Consider the following 25,492-nt stretch of genomic DNA (forward strand, 5'->3'; position numbering starts at 1 on the left):
TTGTCTGTAAGGATGGAACATAGCTGGCTACGGGGAGGCAGCCCCTGCCGTGACTTGTCTGCCGCACCTCCCCCTTTTCGCCATACGTTGACAAGCCGCAGCTCCCTGCCTAGAGTAGCGCGTCCATGGTCGCCGGAACCTGCCGGCGTCAAAAGGGAATCCCGTGAGAATCGGGAGCGGACCCGCCGCCGTAAGGCCCGCATACCAGCTTCCTTCATGTGCCACTGGCAACGGGAAGGCCGGAAGCCGGGGGCCGAGCCGGAATACCTGCCGTGGACCGTGGCCGACGGCCGCGACCGGTATCGGCACGGGTCTTGCCGAGGGGAGCAAGGGAATACGGGCCTCTTCCAGTGGTGGAAGGGGCTTTTTTTGTTTCCGGGCCAGTGTGCCCGGCCACTGATGGCCATGACAGGACGGACCATGCCGGAGAACAGCCCCATTGCCAAGGATACCCGGAGCGCGCGCCGCTGGTGCTGCGTGTTGCTGGCCGTCCTCTGGTGCGCTTCGTTGCCGCTGGCCTGCCTGCCCGGGCCCGTGCCTGTGGCTGTGGCCGATGTCTGGCAGGCGCTGGGGGCCGTGGTGGGTCTGTGCCCCCCCGCGGACGGCAGCGTGCAGCTGGTGGTGGGACAGATCCGTCTGGCTCGCGTACTGCTGGGCCTGCTGTGTGGCGGTGCGCTGGCCGTGGCCGGTGTGGCCCTGCAGGGCGTGCTGCGCAATCCGCTGGCGGACCCCTTCACTCTGGGCATTTCCGCCGGAGCTGCCTGCGGCGCCAGCATGGCCATCGCACTGGGCGGTACCCTGGGCATCTGGGCCGGAGGCCTTGCCGTGGGTCTTTCCGCAGCAGCCACAGTGTCCCTGTCGGCCCTGCTGGGCTCTCTGCTGGCCTTGGGCGGCGCGCTCTGGCTGGGCAGCGGGCAGGGGAGCTTTAGGCGCGAGACCGTCATCCTGGCCGGTATCGCCGTGGCGGCCTTTCTGGGCGCTGTGGTGGCCCTGGTCAAAGCCCTCAATGAAGAATCCGTCACCAGCATAGTTTTCTGGATCATGGGCAGCCTGCAGGGCCGTGGCTGGGACAGCGTGCCGCTCCTGCTGGCCACCTTGCTGCCGGGGCTGCTGGTGGTGCTGCCGGGCTGGCGCAAGCTGGACATGCTGGCCTTGGGCGATGAACAGGCCGCGCATCTGGGCCTTGCCGTGGGCCGCACCCGTTTTTGGCTGCTGGCCGGTGCCAGCTGCATGACGGCCGGTTGCGTGGCCGTGGCCGGGGTCATCGGCTTCGTGGGCCTGGTGGTGCCGCATGTCCTGCGCATGCTGCTGGGCGGCGCGCACGGGCCCTTGCTGTACGGCGCGTTCCTGGGCGGCGGTATCTTGCTGGTCTGGGCGGACGTGCTGGCCCGCTGTGTGCTTTCCGGCGGGCAGGAGTTGCCCGTGGGTGTGGTGACGGCCCTGCTGGGCGGCCCCTTTTTCGCTTTTCTGGTGCGGAGGCGCTGATGCTGCGGGCAAAGGGCATCCGGGCGGCCTACGGCACGGACGAGATATTGCACGGCGTGGACATCGACCTCCATCCCGGTGAGGCCGTGGCTCTGCTGGGGCCCAACGGCAGCGGCAAGACCACACTGCTGCGGGTGCTGGCGGGCAGTCTGATGCCGACGGCGGGCATGGTGCAGGTACAAGGCGCGGACATCCGCCGTCTTTCCCCCCGGGAGCGGGCCCGCCGGGTGGCCGTACTTTCCCAGCGCAGTGCCGCGCCGCAGGGCATGACAGCCCTGCAGATGGTCCTGCTGGGCCGCTATCCCTGGCTGGGCTGGTGGGGCAGCTACAGCGCCGAAGACCGGCGTATCGCCCACGAGGCCCTGGAGGAGACCGGTGCCTTGCCGCTGGCCGGGCGGCAGGTAAGCGAGCTTTCCGGCGGTGAATTGCAGCGTGTGGCCCTGGCCCGGACGCTGGCCCAGCAAAGCCCCGTGCTGCTGCTGGACGAGCTGGCCGCCGGTCTGGACTTGGCCCGGATGCTGGAACTTTTCGACCTGCTGGAGCGCCGTCGTCGGGCAGGTGCCGCGCTGCTGCTGGTGATGCATGACTGCAATCTGGCGGCCCAGTATGCCACCCGTCTGCTGGGTCTGCGCGAGGGCCGCGTATTGTTCGACGGCCCGGTGCGCCGCTGCTTCACGGCGGAGAACCTGCGCGCTCTCTATGCCGTGGACTTGCATATCGTCCCGCATCCCCGCAACGGTCTGCCCCAGGCCCTGCCCCTGCGGCCTCGTGGCCCTGAATACCGGGAGGACTCGCCGCATGAAGCCTGATCTTTGTCGTCTATGGCAGCGCGTTGCCGCTCTGGGCTTTCGCCCTGGCCTGTGGCGGGGGCTCTGCTTGTGCCTCTGCCTGTTCTGCTGCTCCGTACTGCCTGCCCAGGCACTGGAGCTGGTGGACAGCCGGGGCGTGACCGTGCGCCTGCAACGGCCCGCACAGCGGGTCATCGCTCTGTACGGCGCGTTCAACGAGATATTGCTGGCGCTGGATGCCCGCGAGACCCTCGTGGCCCGCACGGCGGCCGATGCGGCCATCCCCGGCTTGCAAGACCTGCCTGCCGTGGGTACGCACATGCGCCCCAATGCGGAGCTGGTGGCGGCCCGGCAGCCAGATGTGGTGCTGCAACTGGCCGGACGGCAGGAAGTGCTGACCCAGACCGAGGGCCTGGAAGCCGTGGGCATCCCGGTGCTGGTCTACGAGATGCAGTCCTTTGAACAGCTTTTTGCCGTGACCCGCGCTCTGGGGCGCCTCACCGGACGCGAGGCGCGCGCCGAAGCCCTGGTGGCGGACTGGCAGCGGCGTCTGGCGGTTCTGGAGCAGCGCTATGCGGGCCAGCCGCCTGTGCGCGTGTTCTATGAGGTGCGCTATCCCAACCTGCTGGCTGCCGGACGCGCCAGCATCGTGGACGAGATCATCCGCCATGCCGGTGGCCGCAATGTGCTGGACGCGCCGCAAAAGCTGGTGCGTTGCAACGAAGAAATGCTGGTGGCCCTGGACCCGGAAGCCTACATCCTGCAACAGGGACCCATGAACCCCGCGCCGCAGGCTCCGGCGGATCGTCCGCATTACCGGGGCCTCAGTGCCGTGCGCTCCGGGCGCGTGCTGCTGGTGGACGAGCATCTGTTCGCCCGCCCCGGCCCCCGCTCCGTGGAGGCCGCCGAACAGCTGGCCCGCTGGCTGCATGGTGAGGAGCAGGGCAGCGGGGAGTGAGGCGGGTATTTGGTTGAGGGGGAAAGGCCCCTTTGGCCAGAGCTCAAAGGGGCCTTCCCCCCTCAAACTCCCCCCATCCCCCCAAAGCTCTTTCTTCTGGTCTGTGGAAGGCAACGGGGCGCGCTGGACGTTGCCGTGCCGTTGGTCTCCGGGAGGAGAGGGCAGGGGCTGATCGGAGCTGCGGTCTTCGGGAGAAGGGGATGAGGAGTGAGGTATCTCAGTCTCCGGGAAGAGGGGTTCAAGGCGGTAGCCTGCCGGAGCCGAACAGCCGGATCCCGGGGAGAGAGCGGCCGGATTTTTGAGGGGCTGTATCACGGACAGGTATTTTTTTGGCCGGAAGGTATGCCGCCTCTGAAGGGATAAACGATGAAGGGTTGCCGCGCTCTCATGCAACGGCGACCGGTCATGTTTTTCCCTGTGGAGAGATAAAGGAATCAGTCTGTAACCGGGCATGAGCCCGCAACGATACGAGATGACCATGACAGGAACCCTGTACGCTGTGGGCGTGGGCCCCGGCGCTCCCGATCTGCTGACCCTGCGTGCCGTGGAGGCCCTGCGCCGGGTGGACGTGATCCTGGCGGCGGCCTCGCCGCGCAATGACTATTCACGGGCGCTGGAAACGGCCCGTCCCCATCTGCGCCCGGACGTGCGCCTGCAGCGGCTGGAATTCCCCATGACGCACGACAAGGCCACCTTGCGCGCGGCCTGGGAAAAGGCGGCGGGCATCACGCGCGATGTGCTGCGGGGCGGCGAGAACGCGGCCTTCCTGACCATCGGGGATCCGCTGGTCTACAGCACGTTCGGCTATCTTCTGAAAACACTCCGGCAACTGGATGATTCTTTGCCGGTGGAGATCATACCGGGCATCACGTCGTTCCAGGCGGCGGCCGCGCGTACCCGCACCATTTTGTGCGAGAGCCACGAGACCCTGTGCATCATCCCCGGTATCCGGGACGAAAAGAGCCTGACCCAAACGCTGGAGCAGGCCGATTCCGCCGTCATCCTCAAGGCTTACCGCAACTTCCCGGCCATCGTGTCATCCTTGCGCCGTAGCGGACGCCTTGAGAGCGGCCTTATGGCCAGCCATGTGGAGCAGCCCGAAGAGCGTCTGGCTCCCGTGACAACGGTGGCTGCCGAAGAGGGGACCCCGCCGTACATGTCCCTGATCTTGAGCCGCAAAAAATAACCTCTCCCATCCTCATACACACAAAAAAAGGACGCCCTCTGGCGTCCTTTTTTCGTCATCTGTCCCCAACGACCATACGGCCTTCAGCCGGAGATCTCTCCCGGTACGGGCACGAAGTCCCTTCCCGTCGGTCAGCGACGGGGACCGGCCATCCGGACCGGAGTAAAGTTTTTTGGAAGGGAGGGGGCGCGGGGGAGGGAGAACCTTTTGTCCACAAAAGATTCTCCCTCCCCCGCATCCTGCTTTCTTCTCCTCCCAATAGCTTGCCTAACAGATGCGCGGCAGCTGGGCGCCTTCGAGCATGCCCAGCAGGCGCTGGCCGCCGATGCGGGTACGCAGGCGCACCTGGCCGGGCTTGCCGTCCCCGGCCACGCGGCCGATGATGGCGGCTTCCTTGCCGTAGGGGCTGGCCTGCATGGCGTGCAGGGCGGCTTCGGCCTTGTCCTGGGGCAGGATGCAGATGCACTTGCCCTCATTGGCCAGATAGAGCGGATCGAGACCGAGGAAGGAACAGCCGTTGCGCACGCTCTCGTGCACGGGCAGCAGGCTTTCCTCGATGTCGATGCAGACGGAAGACTGTTCGGCGATCTCGTTGAGGGTGGTGGCCAGACCGCCGCGGGTGGGGTCGCGCAGGACGTGGACCTCGCCGCAGGCGGTGATGATGTCGGCGATCATGTGGTTGAGGGGCGCGGAGTCCGAGGCCACGTCGGTGAGGAAGGACAGGCCTTCGCGGCTGCCCATGACGGTGAGGCCATGATCGCCCAGAGCGCCGCTGACCAGCACGGCGTCGCCGGGACGGGCGGCATGGCCGGAGGGCACCGGGGAGGCGAAGATCTCGCCCACGCCGGTGGTGTTGATGAAGATCTTGTCGCACATGCCGCGCGGCACCACCTTGGTGTCACCGGTGACGATGTGCACGCCGGCGGTCTGCGCGGCCGCGGCCATGTCGGCCACCACGCGGTCGAGGATGGAAAGCTCCAGGCCTTCCTCGATGATGCAGGCGCAGCTCAGGTAGCGGGGCCGGGCGCCCAGCATGGCCACGTCGTTGACCGTGCCGTGCACGGCCAGGGTGCCGATGCTGCCCCCGGCGAAAAAGAGGGGCGTGACGGTGTAGGAGTCCGTGCTCATGGCCAGCGGGCCCTTGATGTCCAGCAGGGCGGCGTCGTCCATGCGGTCCAGCAGGGGGTTGGAGAAATGGCGCATGAAGCACTGGGAGATGAGCCGTTGCGAGGCGCGTCCGCCGCTGCCTGCATCCAGCAGAATGCGATCGTCCATGATGATCCCGGTAGTCTTGGGGTTACGGCCGGGCGTCGCTGCGGCGCGGGCCGGAAAAAAACGGGGAAGGTGCCCCTTCCCCGTCTGTCCAGAGGCAGGATGCTGCGGTTGCCCATGCCGACGCTCAGGATGTGCGCGGCATAGGCAGCCGGGGAGATCCCGCTCCTAAGCCATATACTTGAAGTAGGCCGCGCAGCTGCCTTCGGTGGAGACCATGCAGGGCCCCACGGGGCTGGCCGGGGTGCAGGCCTTGCCGAACAGGGGGCATTGCGGCGGCGTGATGCGTCCCTTGAGCACCTGCCCGCAGCGGCAGCCAGGCAGGGGCGGCACGTCCGGCAGGGTGATGTCGAGGCGCTTCATGGCATCGAAGCGCTCATAGGCGGGCCGCAGGGCCAGACCGCTGTTCGGGATGGGCCCCAGGCCGCGCCACAGGGCGTCGGACGGCATGAAGTAGGTCTCCAGCAGGGCGCGGGCGCGGGGGTTGCCCTGGTCGCTGACGGCGCGCTGGTAGGCATTGACCACGGCCGGGGCGTCGTCGCGGCGCTGTTCGGCCATGATGCAGAGGGCCTGCAGGATGTCCACGGGCTCGAAGCCGCCCACCACCGCGGGGACGCGGTATTCCGAGGCCAGGAAGCCATAGGGCTCCAGACCGAGGATAGTGGAGACGTGCCCCGGCAGCAAAAAGGCCTGGACACCGCAGCCGTCCTTGTCGTCCAGCAGGGCGCGCAGCACGGGCGGCACCAGTTTGTGCAGGGAAAGCACGCAGAAATTGTCCAGCTTGCGCTGCTCGGCCATCATGAGGGTGGCGGCCACGGTGGGCGCGGTGGTCTCGAAACCGATGCCCAGGAAGACCACGGTGTCGCCGGGATTGGCGGCGGCGATATTCAGGGCATCCAGCGGCGAGTAGACGATCTCGATGCGGGCCCCCTGGGCCTGGGCATGTTTGAGGCTGCGACCGCCGGGACCGGGCACGCGCAGCAGGTCGCCGAAGGTGGCGATGATGACGCCGTCACGACCGGCCAGATCGAGGAAGGCGGCCACTTCGGCGTCATGGGTGACGCAGACGGGGCAGCCCGGCCCGGACAGGTGCGTGACTTCCTTGGGCAGCAGGGAACGCAGGCCGCTCTGGAAGATGGACACGGTGTGCGTGCCGCAGACTTCCATGAAGCGCAGCTCGCGACCGTCCAGGGCCGTTTGCAGGCGGTCCAGCAGGGCGCGGCAGAGCGCGGGGTCCTGATAGGGAGAGCTCAGGGACATGGCAGGCCTCGGCTAGGGCAGCATGGGCGCGGCGTTGAGGCCGCAGTCCACGGGCAGGCCGCACATAAGGTTGGCATTGGCCAGGGCCTGGCCGGAGGCGCCGCGGCAGAGGTTGTCGATGGCCGAGACCACGATGAGGCGGTTGGTACGCGGATCCACCACCAGACCGAGGTCGCAGAACATGCTGCCGCGCACGAAGCGGGTCTCGGGCAGCTTGCCCTTGGGCAGCACGCGGACCCAGGGGCTCTGGGCCCAGGTCTCGCAGTAGGCGGCATGCACTTCGTCCAAAGTGGTGCCGGGCTTGCGCAGGGTGGTGTAGATGGTGGACAGGATGCCGCGCACCATGGGCACCAGATGCGGGTTGAAGGAGACGCGCACGTCGCAACCGGCGGCGCGGCTGTATTCCTGCTCGATCTCGGGGGTATGGCGGTGCTTGCCCAGACCGTAGGCGCGGAAGGTGTCGTAGACCTCGCAGAACAGGGAGGGCACCACGGGCTTGCGGCCCGCGCCGGAGGTGCCGGACTTGGAGTCGATGACGATGTTGTCCGGCGAGATCAGGCCATGCTTGAAGGCGGCGTACAGGCCCAGGATGGCCGACGAGGGATAGCAGCCGGGGTTGGCCACCAGGCGGGCCTTGGCGGTTTCGGCGGCGTAGAGCTCGGGCAGGCCGTAGACGGCTTCGGGCAGCAGCTCGCGGCGGGTGTGGGGCACATACCAGTCTTCATAGACATTGACATCACGCAGGCGGAAGTCGGCGGAAAGGTCGATGACACGGGTCCCGGCCTCCAGCAGTTCGCCAGCCATCTCCATGGCCTTGCCGTGGGGCACGGCCAGGAAGACCAGATCGCAGCGGCGGGCGGCTTCCTTGGCATCGAAAATGCTGATGACCACGTCAGAACCGGGCAGGCCTTCAAGGAAGGGATAGAACTCGCCCAGGCGCAGGCCGGATTCGGTACGGGAACAGGCCATCTCCAGTTTCATGCGGGGGTGGCTGGCCAGCAGCCGGGCCAGTTCCATGCCGGTGTACCCGGTGACGCCCACAAGACCCACTTTGAATATCTTCATCTCCCTCTCCTTTATTTGCTGTCCGGGCCGCATTTGATGACGTATTTCATGCGCAATTCGTAAAGGATGCTCTCCAGCATCTTGCGCTCCTGTTCGTCCAGCCCCTTGGTGGTCTTTTCATGCAGCATCTCCAGCATGCTGATGCTGTGCCGGGCAAGTTCCGGCTGCTGGCTGGTCTGGCCGGTCTCGGGGTCGGCTACCTCGCCCAGATGCACGAGGGCGGCGGACGCCAGGGAAAGGACGAAGGTGGAGAAGGTCACTTCCGGCAGGGGGCCCTTGCCGCCGCAGCCGCATTGGTTCTGACTCATGCTGTTCTCCTGCTGATGCGCTCCGGGGGCCGTCCGGCAGCCCCGAAAGCGGTGCGGCCGCCGCAGCGGCCGCTGCTGTGATCTAGCGGACGGCGGGGCAGCTCACGGGCGTGCCGGGCGTCACTTCGAGGGCGGCACGGTACACGGCCAGGCCCTGTTCGAGGTAGTTGCGCGCGCCGATGTAACCGCCGGCGTCCACGATGCTGCGTTCCAGGGCGTAGAGCCCCGCGGCCACGTCGGCCCAGTCCACCCAGCCCATGTGGCCGATGCGCACGATGCGGCCCTTGAGCTGGTCCTGACCGCCGGCCATGTAGACGCCGTGCTTTTCGGCAGCCAGGCGCAGGACCTCATTGCCGTCCACGCCTTCGGGCAGCAGCACGCTGGTGATGCCCCAGGCGAAGTTATCGGGCGCCAGCAGTTCCAGGCCCATGGCCTTGACGGCGGCACGGGTGAACATGGTCAGCGCCCACTGCTTGCGGTAGACGGCATCCAGGCCGCCGGCCAGCAGCATCTTCAGGCTCACGTCCAGGCCCACGATGAGGTTCACGGGCGTGGTGAAACGGGTCTGGTTCTTGAGCACGTTGTCGCGTTCGCGGCACAGGTCGAAATAGAAGCAGCCGGTACCGGTCTTTTCGGCCTTGTCCCAGGCGCGGGCGGAAAGGGCCAGCAGGGCCAGGCCGGGGGGCAGCATCAGGCCTTTCTGGGAGCCGGTGACCAGGCAGTCCACGCCCCACTGGTCCATGGGGCAGGGAGAGAGGCTGACACCGGAGATGCCGTCCACCACGCAGAGCACGTTGCGGGTGCGGGTGATGGCCGCCACTTCTCGCACGGGATGGAGCACGCCGGTGGAGGTCTCGGACATCTGGATCAGCACGCCGCGGATGTCGGGATCGGCGTCCAGGGCAGCGGCCACGTCCTCGGCCTTGACGGCCTGTCCCCAGGGGGCGGACAGCACGGTGCATTCCAGACCGCGGGAACGGGCGATCTCCACCCAGCGCTCGCCGAACTTGCCGGCTTCGGCCACCAGCACTTTCTCACCGGGGGCGAACAGGTTGTAGACGGCGGCGGTCATGGCGCCGCTGCCGGAGCAGGACAGGGGCAGGACGGGCTGCGTGGTGCCGAAAAGCTCGCGCAGGTGGCCCTGTACGCGCTGCATGATTTCCTTGAACTGGCCCTTGCGGTGGTGGATCATGTCCTGGGCCAGAGCAAGGCGGACTTCTTCGGGCAGGGGCGTGGGGCCGGGGGTCAGGAGGCGTTTTTTGTTGAGCATGATGCGTCCTTTATGCGCCGCTTACGGCAGCAGATGCGCGATGAAACATTTGAGATAGGCCGTCTCGGGCATGGCAGCATGCACGGGATGGTCCGCACCCTGTCCGCCCGCATAGAGGATGCGGGCCTGCCACTTGCGGCGGGCGGCGGCCTGCTGCACGCAGGAACGCAGGGACTCGGCGGGCAGGTGGTGTGAACAGGAACAGCTTACAAAGACACCGCCCGGCGTCAAGAGCTGCATGGCCAGGGCATTGATCTTGCGGTAGGCGGCCAGGCCCTGGGCAAAGTCCTTGCGGCGCTTGATGAAGGCGGGCGGATCGAGGCAGATGAGCGAGAAGCGGCGGCCCTGGGCGTCCAGCTCGGCCAGACGTTCGAAGGCATCGCCGCACAGGCCTTCGATGGACTTGGTGCGGGCCAGTTCGGGCGCGTTACGGGCCGCGTTCTCCGTAGCCAGGGCCAGGGCTTGCGGCGAGGCGTCCAGGAAGGTCACGGAACGGGCACCGGCAGCGGCGGCCGTTCCACCGAAACCGCCGGCGTAGCAAAAGATGTCCAGCACGTCGGCGCCTGCGGCGTAGCGGGCGGCCTCGCGGCGGTTGCGGCGCTGGTCATAGAACCAGCCGGTCTTCTGGCCGCCCTGCAGGGGGGCCCGGAAGATGCAGCCGTTTTCCGGCACTTCCAGCACGTCGGGCACCGGGCCCTCGCTCTCGTTCTCGCGGGGCAGGCCTTCCAGCGAACGGGCGGCGATATCGTTGTCCCAAAGGATGGAGCGGGGCTGCAAAAGCTCGCCCAGCACCTCGCGCAGTTCTTCCTTGCGGGCTTCCATGCCCCAGGTGCCGACCTGCACGGTGAGGTGGTCGCCGAAGCGGTCCATGACCAGGCCGGGCAGCAGATCTCCCTCGCCGTGGCACAGGCGGTACCAGGGCTGGTTGTAGAGGCGCTGGCGCAGGCCCAGGGCGCTTTGCAGACGCTGGCGCAGCAGGTCCGCGTCCAGGGGCAGGTCGGCCTTGCGGCTGTAGAGACGGGCGCAGATGAGCGAATGCGGGTTGACGAAGACGCTGCCCAGCACGGCCCCGCGCGCGTCGCGCAGGGTGGCGTTTTCGCCGGGCTCAAAGTCGGGCAGGGGACTTTTGGCGCTGTCTATCTCGTTGCTGAAAATCCACAGGTGGCCGGCACGGATGCGGCGGTCTTCCCCTTTTTTCAGCCAAAGTGTCTTCATGGTAACTCCCGATGGGCAAAAAAGTTTGGCAGCGCGGGCAGGAGGCATCCTGTCCGATGCCGCACAGATGACTATGGCTGAAAAATGGATTTTTCGCCAGCACCATGATGCCCCTGAGCCCTGCGGGAGGGAGCGCCTTGCCGGCACCGGACGGTCCTGCGCCGTCTGTTGCAGGGACGAAAAAAGGAACGCTCCCCGAAGGGAGCGTTCCTGTCCGTCAGGGCAGGGCCCAAGGCGCGGCGGGCCCCTGCGGCCGGTGAGGGCCTAGTGGGCCATAAGGGCCTTCATCTGCTCCGGCAGGGACTTTTCACCGGGCGTTGCCGTGAGCGCCAGCATGCGGCCCAGGGCGGCGGGATCGAGGAACTGGATCCAGGGCATGAGCTGGGCCGGGTCCTCGCTGCGGATGGACAGGCTGCCGGGGCGGGCCAGGAAGGTCTGGATGGCTTCCGCATCAGCGGGATCACCGAGGTCTCTGCTCAGAGAGGCGCCCAGCAGGGGCATCATGGCTTCCATGGCCTCGGGACGGGGATCGATATTGTAGGCCAGGACAGCCGTCAGACCGTGATCGTGCAGATCCAGCGACAGGTCGGAGACGGCGGCATCCATCATGCTCGGGTCTTCACTGAAGAAGTTGTAGGCATAGTCCAGATCGGCCAGGCCTTCCAGGCTCAGGCGGCCCGTCTGGCGCAGGAGGTTCTCACTCTTTTCCAGGGTATCGTCCTGCCACTTGAGGGCGATGCGTTCCTTGCCCGGGATGGCGATCATCTCGCGGAGGGGCTTGGTGGAAAAGTCGCAGGCCAGGCTGCTCTTGAAATGATGGGGAGAGAGCCCCAGCCAGTCGAACCGCATCTCGCCGGCATGGAACAGGTTCTCGTTCTTCCTGCCGGGCGATTCGATGATGTCGACTTCCTTGACAGTCAGCTGACCGAAGAAGGGCCGGGTCATCATCTGCTTGCCGGCGGCATCCTTCTGGGGACGCGCGATTTCCATAAGAAGGGCTTCGAGCTGGAGCTCGAATTCGTCGATACCGGTCTCATCGGTACGGCGGACAAGGCTGAGGAAACGCCCGAACCAGTCGGCGTCGGGCAGGAAGATGTCGCGGATCTCCAGCTTGCCCATCTTGAACGCGCCTTCGGACCGGATGGTGACCTCGGTGGCATCCATGGTCATCCGCTTCCAGGTGCGGCGGTCCACGCCTTCGATGCTGACGGCGGCGATGGAGCTCTGCATCTGAGCGTCCGCGGACGTGCTGCTGATGCGGACGGGCCCGTAGGTGACCTTTTCCGCGATGACAGCGATCATGAGTTCACCTTCGGGCACCTGCTGCCCGTTCAGCAGACGCTTGAGCACAGCGGCGTCCATGGCCACAGGACCGGAGGTGAGGCCCTCCACCGTGCAGGTTACAGAGTCCCCCGGTATCAGAGACTTCTCGATGAGATCACGCCCCGTGGCGCTGGAGAACAGAGGCGCGTCCCCCGTGGCGGGCAGGATGCTGTCCCGCAGGAAGGGCACGCAGGCCAGGATGAAGCGGGGGCTGAGCGTCAGGGAGATCTCTTTCAGGACCGTGTCATACGTGCGCTGGTCGGAGATGTGGATGTTGCCGAGTTTCAGGGTGAAGCTCAGGGGATTGATGTCCACCGTTTCCACGCTGCAGATGGCGGCATCAGGATTGGCCGTGCGCAGGGTATCCCGGACAGCCTGTTCCACCAGGGGCTTGCAGGCGAACAATCCTCCTACGACGGCGAGGACACAGATGATGAGTGCGGCCAACAGGCCTTTCGCTGTTTTCGACATGGCAGTGTTCCTTGGGCAAAAGGATGGATGGACCCTGTGAGGGGGGGGGCTTTTTCCAAAATAGCCGGGCTCCGGCTGCTTGTACAGAAAAAATGCCCAGGGGACGCGGGAACGGAAAGCGCCGTGGCCCGGGGACCACGGCGCTTTGTCGTCAGGGAAGGAGAAGGGCTAGTCCACGCGGTGGTGGCAGCCGATGCTGTTCTTGTTGCGCATGGCGGCCTGGGTGATGACGTAAGCCGTCTGGGAACCGTGGAAAAGATCCACCAGAGGCTTGGAGATGCGCGTGCCCTTGTAGAAGTCGTGGATATGGCGCACCAGGTCGCGCATATCCTCGAAAGCCCGGCGCAGGCGAGCCTTGGAGCGCGAGATGCCCACATAGTTCCACATGGTGTTGCGGATATTGGCCCAGTCCTGAGCTACCAGGGCCGGGTCGTCATGATGTTCGTTGCCTTCGTGGCGCCAGTCGGGAATGGCGGCCGCCAGGGCGCGGGGGATGGCTTCGCGGCCGGAGGCCGTGATGCGCGCCAGATGTTGGCCGCAGCTCTGGCCCCAGACGGCGGCTTCCAGCAGGGAGGTGCTGGCCAGGCGGTTGGCGCCGTGCAGGCCGGTACAGGCGCATTCCCCGATGGCGTACAGACCGGGCATGGACGTACGGCCGAAGGTGTCGGTGAGGATGCCGCCGCAGAAGTAGTGGGCCGCGGGCACCACGGGGATGGGTTCCTTGCGGATGTCGATGCCGATCTCAAGGCACTGGTTGAAGACCGTGGGGAAGCGCGTGGGCAGATCCTGCTTGACGCCGCTCACATCGAGGTACAGGCAGGGCACGCCCCGGCGCAGCATCTCTTCCACCATGGCCTGGGCCACCACGTCACGGGGGGCCAGGTCGCCGCGCTTGTCATGGCGAAGCATGAAGGCATCGCCGCGGTCGTCCAGCAGGCGGGCGCCTTCACCACGCATGGCCTCGGTGATGAGTGGACGGCGGTAGCTGCGTTCCTCATACAGGGCCGTGGGATGGAACTGCATGAATTCCAGGTTGGCCAGTTCCACACCGGCGCGGAAGGCCATGGAGATGCCCGCCCCCACACAGCCGGGAGCGTTGGTGGAGTGCAGGAAGACCTGCCCCACGCCGCCGGTGGCCAGGACGGTCCAGTCGGCCAGGATGGTCTCGGGCTCGCCGGTCTCGGCATTGAGCACATAGGCGCCCAGGCAGCGGTTGGTGACGCTGTAGCGGTACTGGGAGTTCTTGGCGTGGTGGTGGGTGGTCAGCAGGTCGATGGCCGAATGGTTGTGCAGGCAGGTGATGCGCGGATGGATCTTCACCTGGGCGGCCAGGCCGTCCATGAGGGCGCGGCCGGAATAGTCGGCCTTGTGGAGGATGCGGTGGGCACCGTGACCGCCCTCGCGGGTGAGGTTGTAGGTGCCGTCCTCATTACGGTCAAAATCGACCCCGGCGCGTTCGATGAGCATATTGTCCACGCAGTCGGGGCCCTGACGGCAGAGGAAACGCACGGCGCGGTTGTTGTTGTAGCGATGGCCCGCCACGAGGATGTCGTGCTCCAGGGCGCGAGCTTCGGTGTCACGGGGGGTATCTGCGGCCTTGTAGATGATGCCGCCCTGGGCCAGAGGGGTGTTGCCGTCGTCCAGGTCGGGACCGGCGTTGATGAGCAGCACGTCACGCCCGGCATCGGCCAGGGTAAGGGCGGCAGTACAACCGGCGATGCCGGAACCGATGATCAGGATGGTGACGTGACGACGTGTCGAGCTCATCTTGACTCCTTGTTTCTTGCGCTAGCGTTGGGCCGCGCATACCTGGAGCATGCGGGTCAGGGATGCCCGGGCGGGCGCCAGCTGCTCGTCCTGCAATGTCATGATGGGGGCGGTGCCGGCAGCGACGCCTTGCAGGCAGGCCAGCAGGTTTTCTTCGGTGACCTTGGCCATGTCGGGGCAGATGGCGGGCGCCAGGGGCTCGATCCGGCAGCGTCCGGCAAAGCGGTCACGCAGGCGGTGGACAAGGTTGGTTTCCGTACCGATGACCAGGGTGCCGCCTTCGCCGGCGGCCTTTTCCGCTTCCTTGATGAGGTAGGAGGTGGAGCCGGAGCCGTCGCACAGGCCGATGAGCTCGGGACGGCATTCGGGATGGGCCAGCACGCGGCAGCCGGGATAGGCGGTCCGGGCGGCCTGAACGCTTTCGGGACGCAGGCGGCCGTGGATGGCACAGCAGCCCGGCCAGAGCAGCAGGCGGCGACTGGCGGCGGCGCTGCCGGGCCGGCGTTCGCTTTCGGCCAGACCGTCTTTGCCGCTCAGGCGCAGCACGTGCCAGTCATCGGGGCCCAGACCCAGCTGCAGGCCCGTGTTGCGGCCCAGGTGCTTGTCGGGCATGAAGAGCACGGCACCGTCGGGCCCGGCTTCTTCCAGGGCCCAGGCCAGCATGGTACGGGCATTGGCCGAGGTGCAGACGGCCCCGCCGAATTCGCCCACCACGGCCTTGAGGGCCAGGGTGGTGTTCACATAGGCCAGGGGCACGATCTTGCGGCCTGTGGCCTGCAACTGCAGCAGCACGGTACGGGCAAGTCCGGCCGGCGTCATGAGCGACATCATGCAGTTGGCGTCCCAGGCGGGCAGGTGTACGCTCTGGCCCGGTTTGGCCAGCAGGGCCGCGGATTCGCCCATGAAGTACACGCCGCAGAACACGATATGTTCGGCATCGATGCCTTCGATGCGGCGGGCCAGTTCCAGGGAGTCCCCGGTCACATCACAATGACGCACCACATCGTCATGCTGGTAATGATGCCCCATGATGCACAGGCGGTCGCCCAGTCCTTGCTTGATGGCCGTAATGGCGTCGGAGAATCGAGACATGGTTTCCTTTGGGGTTGGGGATGATCAGGCGTTGGCCAGGGTCATGCTGAAGTCGGCAGCCACGGCGGAATGCGTCAGGCGGCCCACGGAAATGAAATCGGGATGGCGGGGACCGGTGAGGGCGATGCCGCGGATGGTCTCCAGGGTCACGCCGCCGCTCACTTCGGCCTCTATGTGGGCGGGCACCAGCTCCAGGGCCTGGCCCAGCAGGGGCGCGCCCATGTTGTCCATCATGATGCGGTCGGCCCCGGCGGCCACGGCCTCGCGCACATGGTCGAGGGTGCGGCACTCCACCTCGATGGGCGGGCAGGGGGAGTAGGTCTCACGCAGGCGGGCCACGGCGCGGGTGATGGACCCGGCGGCGTCGATGTGGTTGTCCTTGAGCATGAGCATCTCCACCAGGTTCTTGCGGTGGTTGCAGCCGCCCCCGGCCTGGACGGCGTATTTTTCGGGCCAGCGCAGGCAGGGCGTGGTCTTGCGGGTATCCAGCAGGCGGACCCCGGTGCCTTCCAGCTCGTGCACGTAGCGGGCCGTAAGGTTGGCGATGCCCGAAAGGTGGGTGATGAAATTGAGGATGACCCGCTCGGCCTTGAGCAGGACGATGGCCGGGCCCTCCATGCGGACGACCTCGGTCATGGCCGGGACGGTGGAGGCCTCCTCCACCAGCATCTCCACGTGCGGATCGGCGCCCATGACCTCGAAGACCTCGTGGATGACGGGCAGGCCCACCACGTGGGTGTCTTCCTTTGCGCGGATGACGGCATGCATGGGCGCATCAGCGGCAAAAAGGCCTTGGGCGGTCAGGTCGGGGCCGTCCTCATCCAGGGCCAGTTCTATGGAACGACGCAGATAGCGTCGGCCTTCGTCGGAAAAAAACGTGCTCCAGGGTGTGAACATTCTTCTTGTCCCGTCTATGGTGTGCATGGTAAGCCCTGCGCATAAGCACGGCATTACATAGTGATAAATGGCCCGTTGGGGCGCGTCAAGTTTGAGAGCTTTTTCACAACAGCGCAGCAAAAAAGCATTCTTTTTGTCACCAAGATGCTGTATGATACCGCCGTGTTGTGGGAGAAGTCCGTCGGGCAGGCAGAGGTCCGGCACGCGTACAGACGAGGGAGCTGATTGCCATGAGTGAACAAGAGAAGATCCAGACCGCAGACGACCGGCCGCAGATGGCGAACCCGATCCCCGAAGACGACGGGATGGCGGAAGGACATGGCATAAGCATACCCGAGGCCTGCCGCGAGCTGGGGGACGAGGCGGAATTCGTCCATCCCGCCGACCTTGCCGACCATCTGGAGAACCTGAGTCTGGAAAAGCAGGTCTGCGCCCTGCGCCACATGCCCACGGAAGACGCCGCCGAGGCCCTGGCCGAACTGGAAGGCAGCGTGGCCGTGGACGTGCTGGAGAACCTGGATGCCGACGTGGCCGCCCAGATCATCGCCGAGATGGAGCCCGACGACGCCGCCGACGTGCTGGACGAGCTGGACGAGGAACACCGCGACGTCCTGCTGGGCAAGCTGACGCGCGAAGATTCCGAAGAGCTGCGCAACCTGCTGAACTTCGATCCCGACTCCGCGGCCGGTGTCATGAACACCGAGCTGATCCTGCTGGAAGAGAACATGACGGCCGACGAGGCCATCACCCACATCCGCAGCGAGATGGAGGACAAGGAAAGCCCCTACTACGCCTATGTGGTGGACAAGAACGACAAGCTGGTGGGGGTGCTTTCGCTGCGCGACCTGATGCTGGCGCGCCCCGGGACCATCGTGGGTGATGCCGTGTCGGGCCAGAGCGTGGTCTCCGTGCCCTATGACATGGACAAGGGCGAAGTGGCCAACCTGTTGTCGCACTACAATTATCTTGCCATGCCCGTCGTGGACTACGAGGGGCACATCATGGGCGTGGTGACCTACGACGACATCATGGACATCATGCACGAAGAGGCCAGCGCCGACATGCTGGGCATGGTGGGCGCCGACCCCGAAGAAAGCGTGGACACCCCCTGGAAGGAGAGCGTGCGCAAGCGCCTGCCCTGGCTGGTGGTGAACATGGTCAATTCGGCGCTCTCGGCATCGGTGGTCTACATGTTCGAGGGCTCCATCGCTCAAATGGCCGCCCTGGCCGTGCTCATGCCCATGGTGGCCAACCAGGCCGGGAACACCGGCCAGCAGGCACTGGCCGTCATGATCCGGCAGCTGGCCACGGACCGCTTCGAGACCAAAAAAGCCTGGATGGCTGTACTGCGCGAGGCCAAGATCGGCCTGGTCACGGGTCTTTTCATGGCCATGCTGGCCCTGTGCGGCGCCTGGGGCTTCACAGGAAACCCGCTGGTGGGTATGGTCATGGCTGGTGCGCTGCTGTGCGACATGATGCTGGGCGCGGTGGCCGGCGGTTCCATCCCCCTCATCTTCCGGGCCCTGGGGCGTGACCCGGCCCAGGCTTCCAGCATCTTCCTGACCACCATCACAGACGGCGCGGGCTTCTTCATCTTCCTCGGGCTGGCCACCATGTTCCTTTTCTAGGCCTGCCCGGGCATAACGCAAAGGCAGGTAGCCATGCACGACGTTTGCCGCATTTTGCTGGTGGACGATCACAAATTGCTTATGGAGGGCATCCGCAGCCTGCTGGCCCCCCACAGCCATTTGCGCGTGGCCGGCATGGCCCCCGACGGCAAGGAAGCCGTGGGCCTGGCCGCCACCCTGTCGCCTGATCTGGTCATCATGGACATCTCCATGCCGGGCATGAACGGCGTGGAAGCCAGCCGCGCCATCCTCCAGATCCGGCCCGAGACGCGCATCCTCATCTATACCGGTCACGAGGACCAGCGGCATCTGCTGGAGCTCATCCAGCTGGGCATCATGGGCCATGTCTGCAAAAGCGATCCGCCGTCCGTCCTGCTTCAGGCCATCGATGCCGTGCGGCAGGGGGAGGTCTTCCTCAGTTGTGCGGACCCCGGCGGCTGCATGGCGGCCCTCATGCGCCAGAACCGCCAGCGCCTCAGCCCCGTCGAGGGCGGGCCGGATATCGGCATGCTCTCGCCGCGCGAGAAGGAGATCTTCCGTCTGCTGGCCGACGGCTACAGCGTCCGTCAGATAGGGGACGCCCTCAACATCAGCCCCAAGACCGTGGAGACCCACAAGTACAGCGTGCTGACCAAGTTGCGCGCCGGCTCCATCAACGAGCTGACCAAGATGGCCATCCGCCTGGGACTGGTCTCCCTGTAGCCCGTTTTCGGGCATCCTTCAGAGCGTTTTGGTACGCTTTTCTGCCTGCTGTCCTTGCGGCGGTGCTGGCGGGAGAGCGTGTCCTTTCGGGCGGGACCTGCCTTTCGAAGTCCTTCCTGTGCGGCAGTGAGGCCCGTCGTTCCCGCAGGCCGCCCGTTCTTCCTCCCCTTTTCCTTCACATCAGCGCATATCAGCCCGCCTCTGGCTGCCCTGGGGCGTCCTGTGGCATCCCCGTCCTGTACGGGATGGGGATGGTTTGCCATCCTGCGCCATAATGGCAGCGGCCTTGGTGCCGTACCTGTCTTCCGGGACGGGATAAACAGGCACGGCTGTCTGCGGCGTCCAGTCTGTGCGCAGCAGAGGCCTATGCCGTGGCGGGATCGTCTTGTGACGCACCTGCCGCTGCTACACCTTCCGCAGCGGGTCCGCCCCAGAGCGAGGCCTTCAGATACTCCAGAAAGACCCTGGCCGGTTTGGAGAAGAGCTGCTGTTTTTTCCAGGCCACGTTCAGGCCCACTTCCATGGCCGGGCGCAGGGGCCGGAAGCAGAGGGGACCGTCTTCCGGCAGGCGGATGATCCTGTCCAGGCAAAGGGCATAGCCCAGGCCTTCCTCGACCATGATCGAAGCACTGTAGAGCAGGTTGTAGGTGGCCACCACCTGGAGGGCGTCGTGCGTTTCTCCCAGCCAGCCCGCGACCTCGTTGTTGACCATGTTTTGCCGGGAGACCAGCAGGGGCAGGCCGCGCAGGTCCGCAGGGGAGACGGATGTCCGGGCTGCCAGCGGCGCGTCCTTGCGCATCAGGACGCCCCAGCGGTCCTTGACCGGCAGACGGAAGAACTCGTAGCCCGAAAGATCCACGGGCTCGATGAAGAGGCCGAAATCCACCAGATCCCGGTCTATCTTTTCCATGACGTCTTCGGCATTGCCGCTGAAGATGTGGAAGGTCACCTGCGGGTGATCCTGCCGCATGCGGCGCGCGGCCCGGGCGATGAGGCGTATGGCGTCGGTCTCGCCGCCGCCGATGTGGATGTCCCCGCTCAGCAGCTCGTCCGGAGCCCTGAGTTCCGCTGTGGTCTTTTCCAGCAGGCTGAGGATCTCCTGTGCCCGTTTGCGGAAAAACGTACCTTCCTCCGTCAGGGTGATGCTTCTTTTGCCGCGCAGGAAAAGCGTCTTGCCCAGCTCTTCTTCCAGCTCCTGCATCTGCCGGGACAGGGTGGGCTGGGTTACGTGCAGGGCCTCGGCAGCAGCGGAGATGGTCCTTGCCTGCGCGACCGCCAGAAAATAGCGGAGGGTCCTCAATTCCATGTGATGCTCCTTTGCCGGGATGCTTGGTGTGGATGCCTGCCTGCTGGTGTCGACGGCCGTCAGGGCCGGTCAGAGAGGGCAGAAGATCTGTGGAGCTGGCCCCATGGTCTGTGCAGCGGGGACAAAAAATCCCCGCCGGGCGGGGCTGGGAACGGCAGGAGCACTGACCGGGGGACGATGCGGGCACGTCCTGCCGCTGCCTTGCCCCATGCCGGAAGGGGAAGTTGCCGGAAAAGGGATATCCGGGAGAGGGGCCCCGCATGGCACGGGGCCTGCCTCTTCCCGAAACGTCTTTGTGTGGTGACGGGACTTATTCGTCCTGCAGGGCGGCGCCCCGTTGGGGATCGAAGTCGTTCTCCGTACGAGAGATGAAGATGGCCGCGGTGGCGTCGCCCAGCACGTTGATGGTGGTACGGGCCATGTCCATGACACGGTCGATACCGGCCACCAGGGCGATAGCTTCCAGCGGGATGCCCACATGGGTGAAGATCATGGAGAGCATGATCAGGGCCGCGCCGGGCACGCCCATAGTGCCCACGCTGGCCAGCAGGGCGATGAGCAGCACGGAGATCTGCTGGTCCAGGGGCAGGGGCATGCCGTAGATTTCGGCGGCAAAGATGGTCACGATGCCCATGTAGATGGCCGTGCCGTCCATGTTGATGGTGTTGCCCAGTGGGATGGAGAAGCTGGAGACGCTGCGGGAGGCGCCCAGCTTCTGCACGCTGGTCAGGTTGGTGGACAGAGCGGCGGCGCTGGAACAGGTGGTGAAGCTGGTGAGCAGCGGGGCGCTCAGGCCGCGGAAGAAGGTACCGGGCTTAAGACCGGCGTAGCGGATGCAGGGCAGGTAGGTGATGATGACGTGGATCAGGCAGCCCAGGTACATGATGCCGATGAGCTTGATAAGCGGCAGCAGCACTTCCAGCCCGTGGTTGGACACGGTGTAGGCCATAAGGGCAAAGACACCGATGGGCGCATAGAGCATGACCATGCTGGTGACGCGGATCATGACTTCGCTCATGGCGTCGAAGAAGGCGGCGGCAGGCTTGGCCTTGTCGCCGCACAGGCTGATGGCCATACCCACCAGCACGGCGAAGAAGATGATCTGCAGGATGTTGCCCTTGGCCAGGGCATCCACGGGATTCAGAGGCACGATGCCCATGAGCACCTGCACCAGCGAAGGCGCGGCTACTTCCTTGGCGCTCAGGTTGGCGGTGGAGAGGTCGAGCCCCACACCGGGCTGGAAGATGTTGCCCAGGACAAGGCCGATGGCCACGGCCAGGGCCGTGGTGGCGAAATAGAAGACCAGCGTCTTGGCAGCGACGCGGCCCAGACGGCCCACATCGCCCACGCTGGCGGCACCGGAGACCAGGGTGGCCAACACCAGCGGCACGACGACCATGCGGACGAGATTGATGAACAGGTCGCCGAAAGGCTTGAAGAAGGCGGCACTGATGCCCAGTTTGGGGGCCAGCGTGCCCACCAGTATGCCCAAAACCATGCCGATGCCCATTTGCAGGGGCAGGCCCATTTTCTTGCGTGCGCTCATAGGAACCTCACTGCGTGTTGCGTAATTTTACGATACTGTTGCCGACAGTAAGCAAGATTCGTTCCGCGCGCAACGTTTTCCTTGCCGGGGAATATGGCCGGGAAAGGCCCCGCATGAACGTTACAGCGGGCAGCGCATGTCATACCAGCAGGCCTGGCCGTGCTGGCTGTCGGAGCGTCCCAGCAACTGGAAGCCCAGGGAGCTGTAGAAGGGGATCAGCCGTTCCTTGCAGGTGAGGACCACATCTTCCTTGCCCCGTTGCCGGGCCACTTCCAGAAAATGGCGGACCAGGGCCGCGCCGATGCCCTGATGCTGCCGCTGCGGATCCACCACCAGTCCGAAGACGGCCTGATGCGGGGCCTCCTCATGGTGCAGTCCGGCATCGTGGTAGAGCTCGTCCCGGCAGGTATCGAAGTCGGTCATACAGCCGTTGATATGGCCCACGATGGCGCCGTCATCCTCGGCCACGAAAAAGCAGTGGGGAAAGACGGCAAAACGGGCGGCAAAGCTTTTCGGCGAGGCGGCTTCGGCAGGGGGAAAACCGCGCGCCTCCAAGGCGGCGATGGCGGGCAGGTCTTCGGGGCGGGCTTGTCTGATATGCATGGGAGCTCCTGGGCGGGGCCCGCCGGAGCGGACCGCGTGGTTGATAAGGGGCCGTCGCTAGACGGCATGACGGCTCGAAGGATGTCTTCGGCCACCAATGGTTAACGTTTTTCAGGACGGGCAACAGGGGCGCATGTGTCCCTGTGTGCGTGCCGCAAGAGGAAAAATGCCGTTTTGTCGCTGTCCGTAATAGATGGGTCGCGGCGGTGTCCGCCAGTCCCCGGGGACTCACGGACACCGCCGGAAGAGAAAACGGGGGATGCTTCCCGCAAGAGCGGCACGCGTTACGCTGCCTTCTCCGTGAACAGATTCCTGCGGGCGGCTTCGGACCGGATCTCCTTGCGGTAGCTGTCATGCTGCCGCAGATAGAAAGCCAGCGCGTTGGCGAAATTTTCTCCCAGCAGCCCGTCGAGGACCTGGCTGGAGATCTCGCGTTGCAGACGCAGCAGGGAATGCAGGGCCAGGATGCCTTCCACTTCTTCCGTGGGCATGCTGGACAGACGACGCCAGAAGATATCGTGCGAACGGGGCAGATAGTACCACATGTACATCAGGTCGAGCAGATGGACGATGGCCTGCCGGGCGGCGTTGGGGTCCTTTTCCAAAAGCTGCTGCCAGAATTCGCGGGGCTGCTCCTGCATCAGGCGCCGGATGGTGGCTTGGGGGAAGAGCAGGGCCAGCTTCACGAGATTGTTGAATATCTGGCTGAACTTGCTGTCGTACTCCAGGGTGCGCATGCGCAGATACATGTTGCGGTCCGCAAAACCTTCGATGACGGCGGCCACGATGTCCGAGGAACACTTGGAGACGATGGCGGCGCAGTTCTGCAGGGCGCCCACCGGGTCGGCGATGCCCAGCCAGACGAAGCAGACCAGCAGCCCCTTGCCCAGCACGATGGACAGGGGGATGGAAATGGCGCTGCGGAACAGGTTGCCCACGACAGCTTCCTTGGGCAGACCGCGGAAGATGTTGTGCCCTGATATGTAGACGCTGTTGATCATGGCGATGACCGTATAGACCGCCAGCTCGTTGTTCTGGACCGTGATGCCGAGCCAGTCCTCCAGCAGCCACATGCGGACGACCACCTCCAGCAGGGGGACGGATATGCCCGTGTAGAGCAGGGAGTCCGCCATGCGGCTCCAGCTCACATAGCGGTTCCAGGGCAGGAGCATGGAGCGGCAGAAGGCCCCGCCGCCCACCATGGATTGCAGGACATTGCGCACGGCCGTGATGGCGAACCAGAGCAGGGCGCCGATCCAGGTCAGGATCCACCAGCTGTCCACGTACCAGAAGGCCCACTGCGCGGGGATGAAGCCCAGCAGCACCTTGAGCACGTTCACCAGATTGCTGTTGAAGTAGTGGACGTTCCAGGGGGTGGCGGCATCGCGCATCATGCTCACGGGATCGTGTTGTTCCGCGTTGATGCCGCGGGAGTCCACGCCGCCCAGGGTCACCAGATTGCCGCCGTCGGGGCTGATGGTGGTGGTCTTCTTTTCCAGCTCCCAGCCACGGACCACGCGACAGCCCAGATGGTGCAGCAGGGGCAGGCGGCGCAGGGCCTGGAGCCAGCGCGGCAGGGTCGCGGGCTCGTGATAATGGGTGAAGCCGTAGATGTCGGTATGCACGGGCAGGGTCAGGCGCTGGCCGCTCTTTTCATGGCGCAGGGCGGCCCGGGCCTGCGGGGGCAGGGTCTCGGTGAAGACAAGGCCCATGCCGTGCGTCATGTGGGAACGGCTGGTGGAGTCCGTGCCGATGCGCGAGCCGAGCCACGAGAGCTCATAAAAACTCCGCAGCTGGGTCAAGTTGTCCTGCACTTCCAGCAACAGGTCCCGGCGGGGCGAATCCGCGGGTTCGTCCTGGACGATCCGGCGGACCACCTGCTTGAGGCGCAGGGGGCTGCCTTCGTTGATGGCCCGCTGCAGCTCGTTGATGGCCTCGATATGCGGCAGCTGGCCCTTGGACCAGGTGCGCAGGTTGAACAGTTCCAGATGGGTGATGAGCCCCTTGCCGCGCCAGAGCAGTTCCAGCGTGTCCTGTACGTTCAGTCCTTCCAGGCCCAGGATCATCTGGCAGGGGTGCAGGGGCACCAGGGACTGCAAAAGGACTTCGGGATCGCGCAGCAGCACGGGGGGCAGGTCCTTGTGGGGCGCCACGGGGAACAGAATATCCGGGTTGGCCTGCGGCCCCAGCCATTCCTGGCGCAAGCTGTCGGGCATGAGGCCTTCCATGACTTCCAGACGGGCGCGCAGGCGGGCGGCTTCTTCATCCGTGCCGTTCCGCCGGGGATCGTTGCGGAGTTCTTCCAAAGCCTGTTCCAGGACAGGCTGCCATTGCTGGAGGATGTATTCGGCCAGATGCAGGGACGAAGGCTGGCGCTGGCCCACGAAAGCCAGGAAGGCGTCCGCATCCAGCGGGGGCGGGGGCGGGACTTCCAGCTTGCGGGCCAGGGTGGCCGCGTGCTTCTGGTTCCAGGCTTGGAGCAGGCGCAGGACATGCTGGCGCATCCACTGGTTCACCGTGGCGTATTCCTTGAGGATGGCCGCGATGTCCGGGCGCTGGAGCAATTTGATGAAGGCCCGGCTGCTGTGGACGTTGAGCGGCGACCAGGTGAATTCGATGAGCTTGTCATGGAAGGTGGCCCGGAACTCGATGCCGATGCGTACGGTGATGCCCATGATGCGGGCCGCGCGCAGCAGTTCGCTGGCCGCTTCGGGGTCCACGGTATTGTAGTAGACCACCGTGATGAAGCGCAGGCCCTTGAGCCATGCGTCCATGACCAGATGCGTGGGGCTCTTGCGGCCCTTGGTGTTGGCATCATGGACGTGGTGGTCGAAGGCCTGCTGGTTCCAGGCTTCGGGCATCTCCAGCAGATGATAGCGGCGCAGCAGCGAGCGGATGACGTGGGGCGTGCCGCGTACCGCCTGGTAGAAATCGTGGGCCAGCGGCAGCTGGATATGCACATGCGGCGCGGCACGGACTAGGTCTTTCATGATCTGGATCAGGACGCGGGCCGTGTTCTTTTGCAGGCTGGAAAGGGCGGAGTAGAGGACCTCGTCATGCAGACGGCGCAGGGCCTGCAGGCGCTCCTGCGGGCCGCGGGCCTCCAGGCTCTCCAGCAGGATGATGACGGCGCGGGCGATGCGCATGCCGGGGTCCGTGGTCAGCTTGATGATGCCGCGCGGATGCAGGCCTTCCTCAGGCTGGGCCAGGCTCATGGACATGTTGCGGGCGGCCACGAAACTGTTGACCAGCTGGATCAGCTGATGGTCCTGCAGGTCGAACAGCCAGGACGCTTGCTTGTCCGGGCCGGAAGTGGTGACGGCATTGGCCGAATGTCTGGTGGCGCACAT

20 protein-coding genes and 1 riboswitch are annotated in these 25,492 nt (G+C 65.5%); of the genes, 6 read left to right on the plus strand and 14 right to left on the minus strand.

Features of this window, described 5'->3' with window-relative positions:
• The first annotated feature begins 110 nt into the window (after positions 1–110).
• A riboswitch (cobalamin riboswitch) is annotated at positions 111–289 on the plus strand.
• Positions 290–420: 131 nt separating this feature from the next.
• The 4 genes from ACQRBR_RS08055 (at position 421) to cobI (ending at position 4,417) form a co-directional block, all read left to right on the plus strand.
• Positions 421–1,485, plus strand: coding sequence for a FecCD family ABC transporter permease (locus ACQRBR_RS08055; protein ID WP_427812728.1), 1,065 nt, complete (start codon positions 421–423; stop codon positions 1,483–1,485).
• Positions 1,485–2,294 carry an ABC transporter ATP-binding protein gene (locus ACQRBR_RS08060; RefSeq protein ID WP_303878090.1) on the plus strand — a complete coding sequence of 270 codons (810 nt, stop codon included), beginning with the start codon at positions 1,485–1,487 and terminating at the stop codon, positions 2,292–2,294. The genes ACQRBR_RS08055 and ACQRBR_RS08060 overlap by 1 nt, the downstream gene beginning before the upstream one ends.
• Complete coding sequence (locus ACQRBR_RS08065) at positions 2,284–3,231, plus strand: ABC transporter substrate-binding protein (protein ID WP_427812729.1); 948 nt, start codon at positions 2,284–2,286, stop codon at positions 3,229–3,231. The genes ACQRBR_RS08060 and ACQRBR_RS08065 overlap by 11 nt, the downstream gene beginning before the upstream one ends.
• Before the next feature lie 478 nt (positions 3,232–3,709).
• Positions 3,710–4,417, plus strand: a complete 708-nt coding sequence (gene cobI / locus ACQRBR_RS08070) for a precorrin-2 C(20)-methyltransferase (RefSeq protein ID WP_427812730.1) — start codon at positions 3,710–3,712, stop codon at positions 4,415–4,417.
• A gap of 267 nt (positions 4,418–4,684) precedes the next feature.
• Here the strand turns inward: cobI and hypE are convergent, their stop codons facing one another.
• From hypE to nadC, 10 genes are all read right to left on the minus strand, one after another.
• The gene (gene hypE / locus ACQRBR_RS08075; RefSeq protein ID WP_427812731.1) at positions 4,685–5,692 is read right to left on the minus strand and encodes a hydrogenase expression/formation protein HypE; all 1,008 of its coding nucleotides are present in this window, start codon (positions 5,690–5,692) and stop codon (positions 4,685–4,687) included.
• Positions 5,693–5,857: 165 nt separating this feature from the next.
• Positions 5,858–6,949, minus strand: a complete 1,092-nt coding sequence (gene hypD, locus ACQRBR_RS08080) for a hydrogenase formation protein HypD (RefSeq protein WP_278882344.1) — start codon at positions 6,947–6,949, stop codon at positions 5,858–5,860.
• 12 nt (positions 6,950–6,961) lie between these two features.
• Entirely contained in the window at positions 6,962–8,014 is a 1,053-nt protein-coding gene (gene argC / locus ACQRBR_RS08085) for an N-acetyl-gamma-glutamyl-phosphate reductase (RefSeq protein ID WP_168934827.1), read from the minus strand.
• A gap of 11 nt (positions 8,015–8,025) precedes the next feature.
• Positions 8,026–8,322, minus strand: a complete 297-nt coding sequence (locus tag ACQRBR_RS08090; protein ID WP_006004276.1) for a DUF1844 domain-containing protein — start codon at positions 8,320–8,322, stop codon at positions 8,026–8,028.
• Between the two features lie 82 nt (positions 8,323–8,404).
• The gene (locus tag ACQRBR_RS08095; protein ID WP_303878085.1) at positions 8,405–9,592 is read right to left on the minus strand and encodes a pyridoxal-phosphate-dependent aminotransferase family protein; all 1,188 of its coding nucleotides are present in this window, start codon (positions 9,590–9,592) and stop codon (positions 8,405–8,407) included.
• A 21-nt stretch (positions 9,593–9,613) separates the two neighbouring features.
• Positions 9,614–10,807 (minus strand): class I SAM-dependent rRNA methyltransferase, encoded by a 1,194-nt coding sequence (locus ACQRBR_RS08100; protein WP_303878082.1) that lies wholly within the window; start codon positions 10,805–10,807, stop codon positions 9,614–9,616.
• Positions 10,808–11,071: 264 nt separating this feature from the next.
• Positions 11,072–12,601: a hypothetical protein gene (locus tag ACQRBR_RS08105; protein WP_427812732.1), complete on the minus strand. Its 1,530-nt coding sequence runs from the start codon at positions 12,599–12,601 to the stop codon at positions 11,072–11,074.
• A 168-nt stretch (positions 12,602–12,769) separates the two neighbouring features.
• Positions 12,770–14,368: an L-aspartate oxidase gene (gene nadB / locus ACQRBR_RS08110; protein ID WP_303878079.1), complete on the minus strand. Its 1,599-nt coding sequence runs from the start codon at positions 14,366–14,368 to the stop codon at positions 12,770–12,772.
• 21 nt (positions 14,369–14,389) lie between these two features.
• Positions 14,390–15,460 carry a quinolinate synthase NadA gene (gene nadA, locus ACQRBR_RS08115; RefSeq protein WP_427812733.1) on the minus strand — a complete coding sequence of 357 codons (1,071 nt, stop codon included), beginning with the start codon at positions 15,458–15,460 and terminating at the stop codon, positions 14,390–14,392.
• Between the two features lie 24 nt (positions 15,461–15,484).
• Entirely contained in the window at positions 15,485–16,357 is an 873-nt protein-coding gene (gene nadC / locus ACQRBR_RS08120; protein WP_303878076.1) for a carboxylating nicotinate-nucleotide diphosphorylase, read from the minus strand.
• Between the two features lie 305 nt (positions 16,358–16,662).
• Here nadC and mgtE point away from each other — a divergent pair, with 305 nt between their 5' ends.
• Together mgtE and ACQRBR_RS08130 are read left to right on the plus strand one after the other, a co-directional pair.
• A complete protein-coding gene (mgtE, locus tag ACQRBR_RS08125; protein WP_239463818.1) occupies positions 16,663–17,985 on the plus strand; it encodes a magnesium transporter in 1,323 nt (440 codons plus the stop codon).
• Positions 17,986–18,018: 33 nt separating this feature from the next.
• On the plus strand, positions 18,019–18,687 hold the full coding sequence (locus ACQRBR_RS08130) for a response regulator (protein WP_427812734.1): 669 nt from the start codon (positions 18,019–18,021) through the stop codon (positions 18,685–18,687).
• A gap of 364 nt (positions 18,688–19,051) precedes the next feature.
• On the opposite strand, the gene ACQRBR_RS08135 is transcribed toward ACQRBR_RS08130, so the two are convergent.
• From ACQRBR_RS08135 to ACQRBR_RS08150, 4 genes are all read right to left on the minus strand, one after another.
• Positions 19,052–19,993, minus strand: coding sequence for a LysR family transcriptional regulator (locus ACQRBR_RS08135; protein WP_427812735.1), 942 nt, complete (start codon positions 19,991–19,993; stop codon positions 19,052–19,054).
• A 310-nt stretch (positions 19,994–20,303) separates the two neighbouring features.
• Positions 20,304–21,539: a dicarboxylate/amino acid:cation symporter gene (locus ACQRBR_RS08140; RefSeq protein WP_278882338.1), complete on the minus strand. Its 1,236-nt coding sequence runs from the start codon at positions 21,537–21,539 to the stop codon at positions 20,304–20,306.
• A gap of 120 nt (positions 21,540–21,659) precedes the next feature.
• Positions 21,660–22,142 carry a GNAT family N-acetyltransferase gene (locus ACQRBR_RS08145; RefSeq protein WP_427812736.1) on the minus strand — a complete coding sequence of 161 codons (483 nt, stop codon included), beginning with the start codon at positions 22,140–22,142 and terminating at the stop codon, positions 21,660–21,662.
• A 284-nt stretch (positions 22,143–22,426) separates the two neighbouring features.
• On the minus strand, positions 22,427–25,492 hold the full coding sequence (locus ACQRBR_RS08150; RefSeq protein ID WP_427812737.1) for a hypothetical protein: 3,066 nt from the start codon (positions 25,490–25,492) through the stop codon (positions 22,427–22,429).

The sequence above is a fragment of the Desulfovibrio sp. SGI.133 genome (genome assembly GCF_050313955.1).
Classification (GTDB): domain Bacteria; phylum Desulfobacterota; class Desulfovibrionia; order Desulfovibrionales; family Desulfovibrionaceae; genus Desulfovibrio.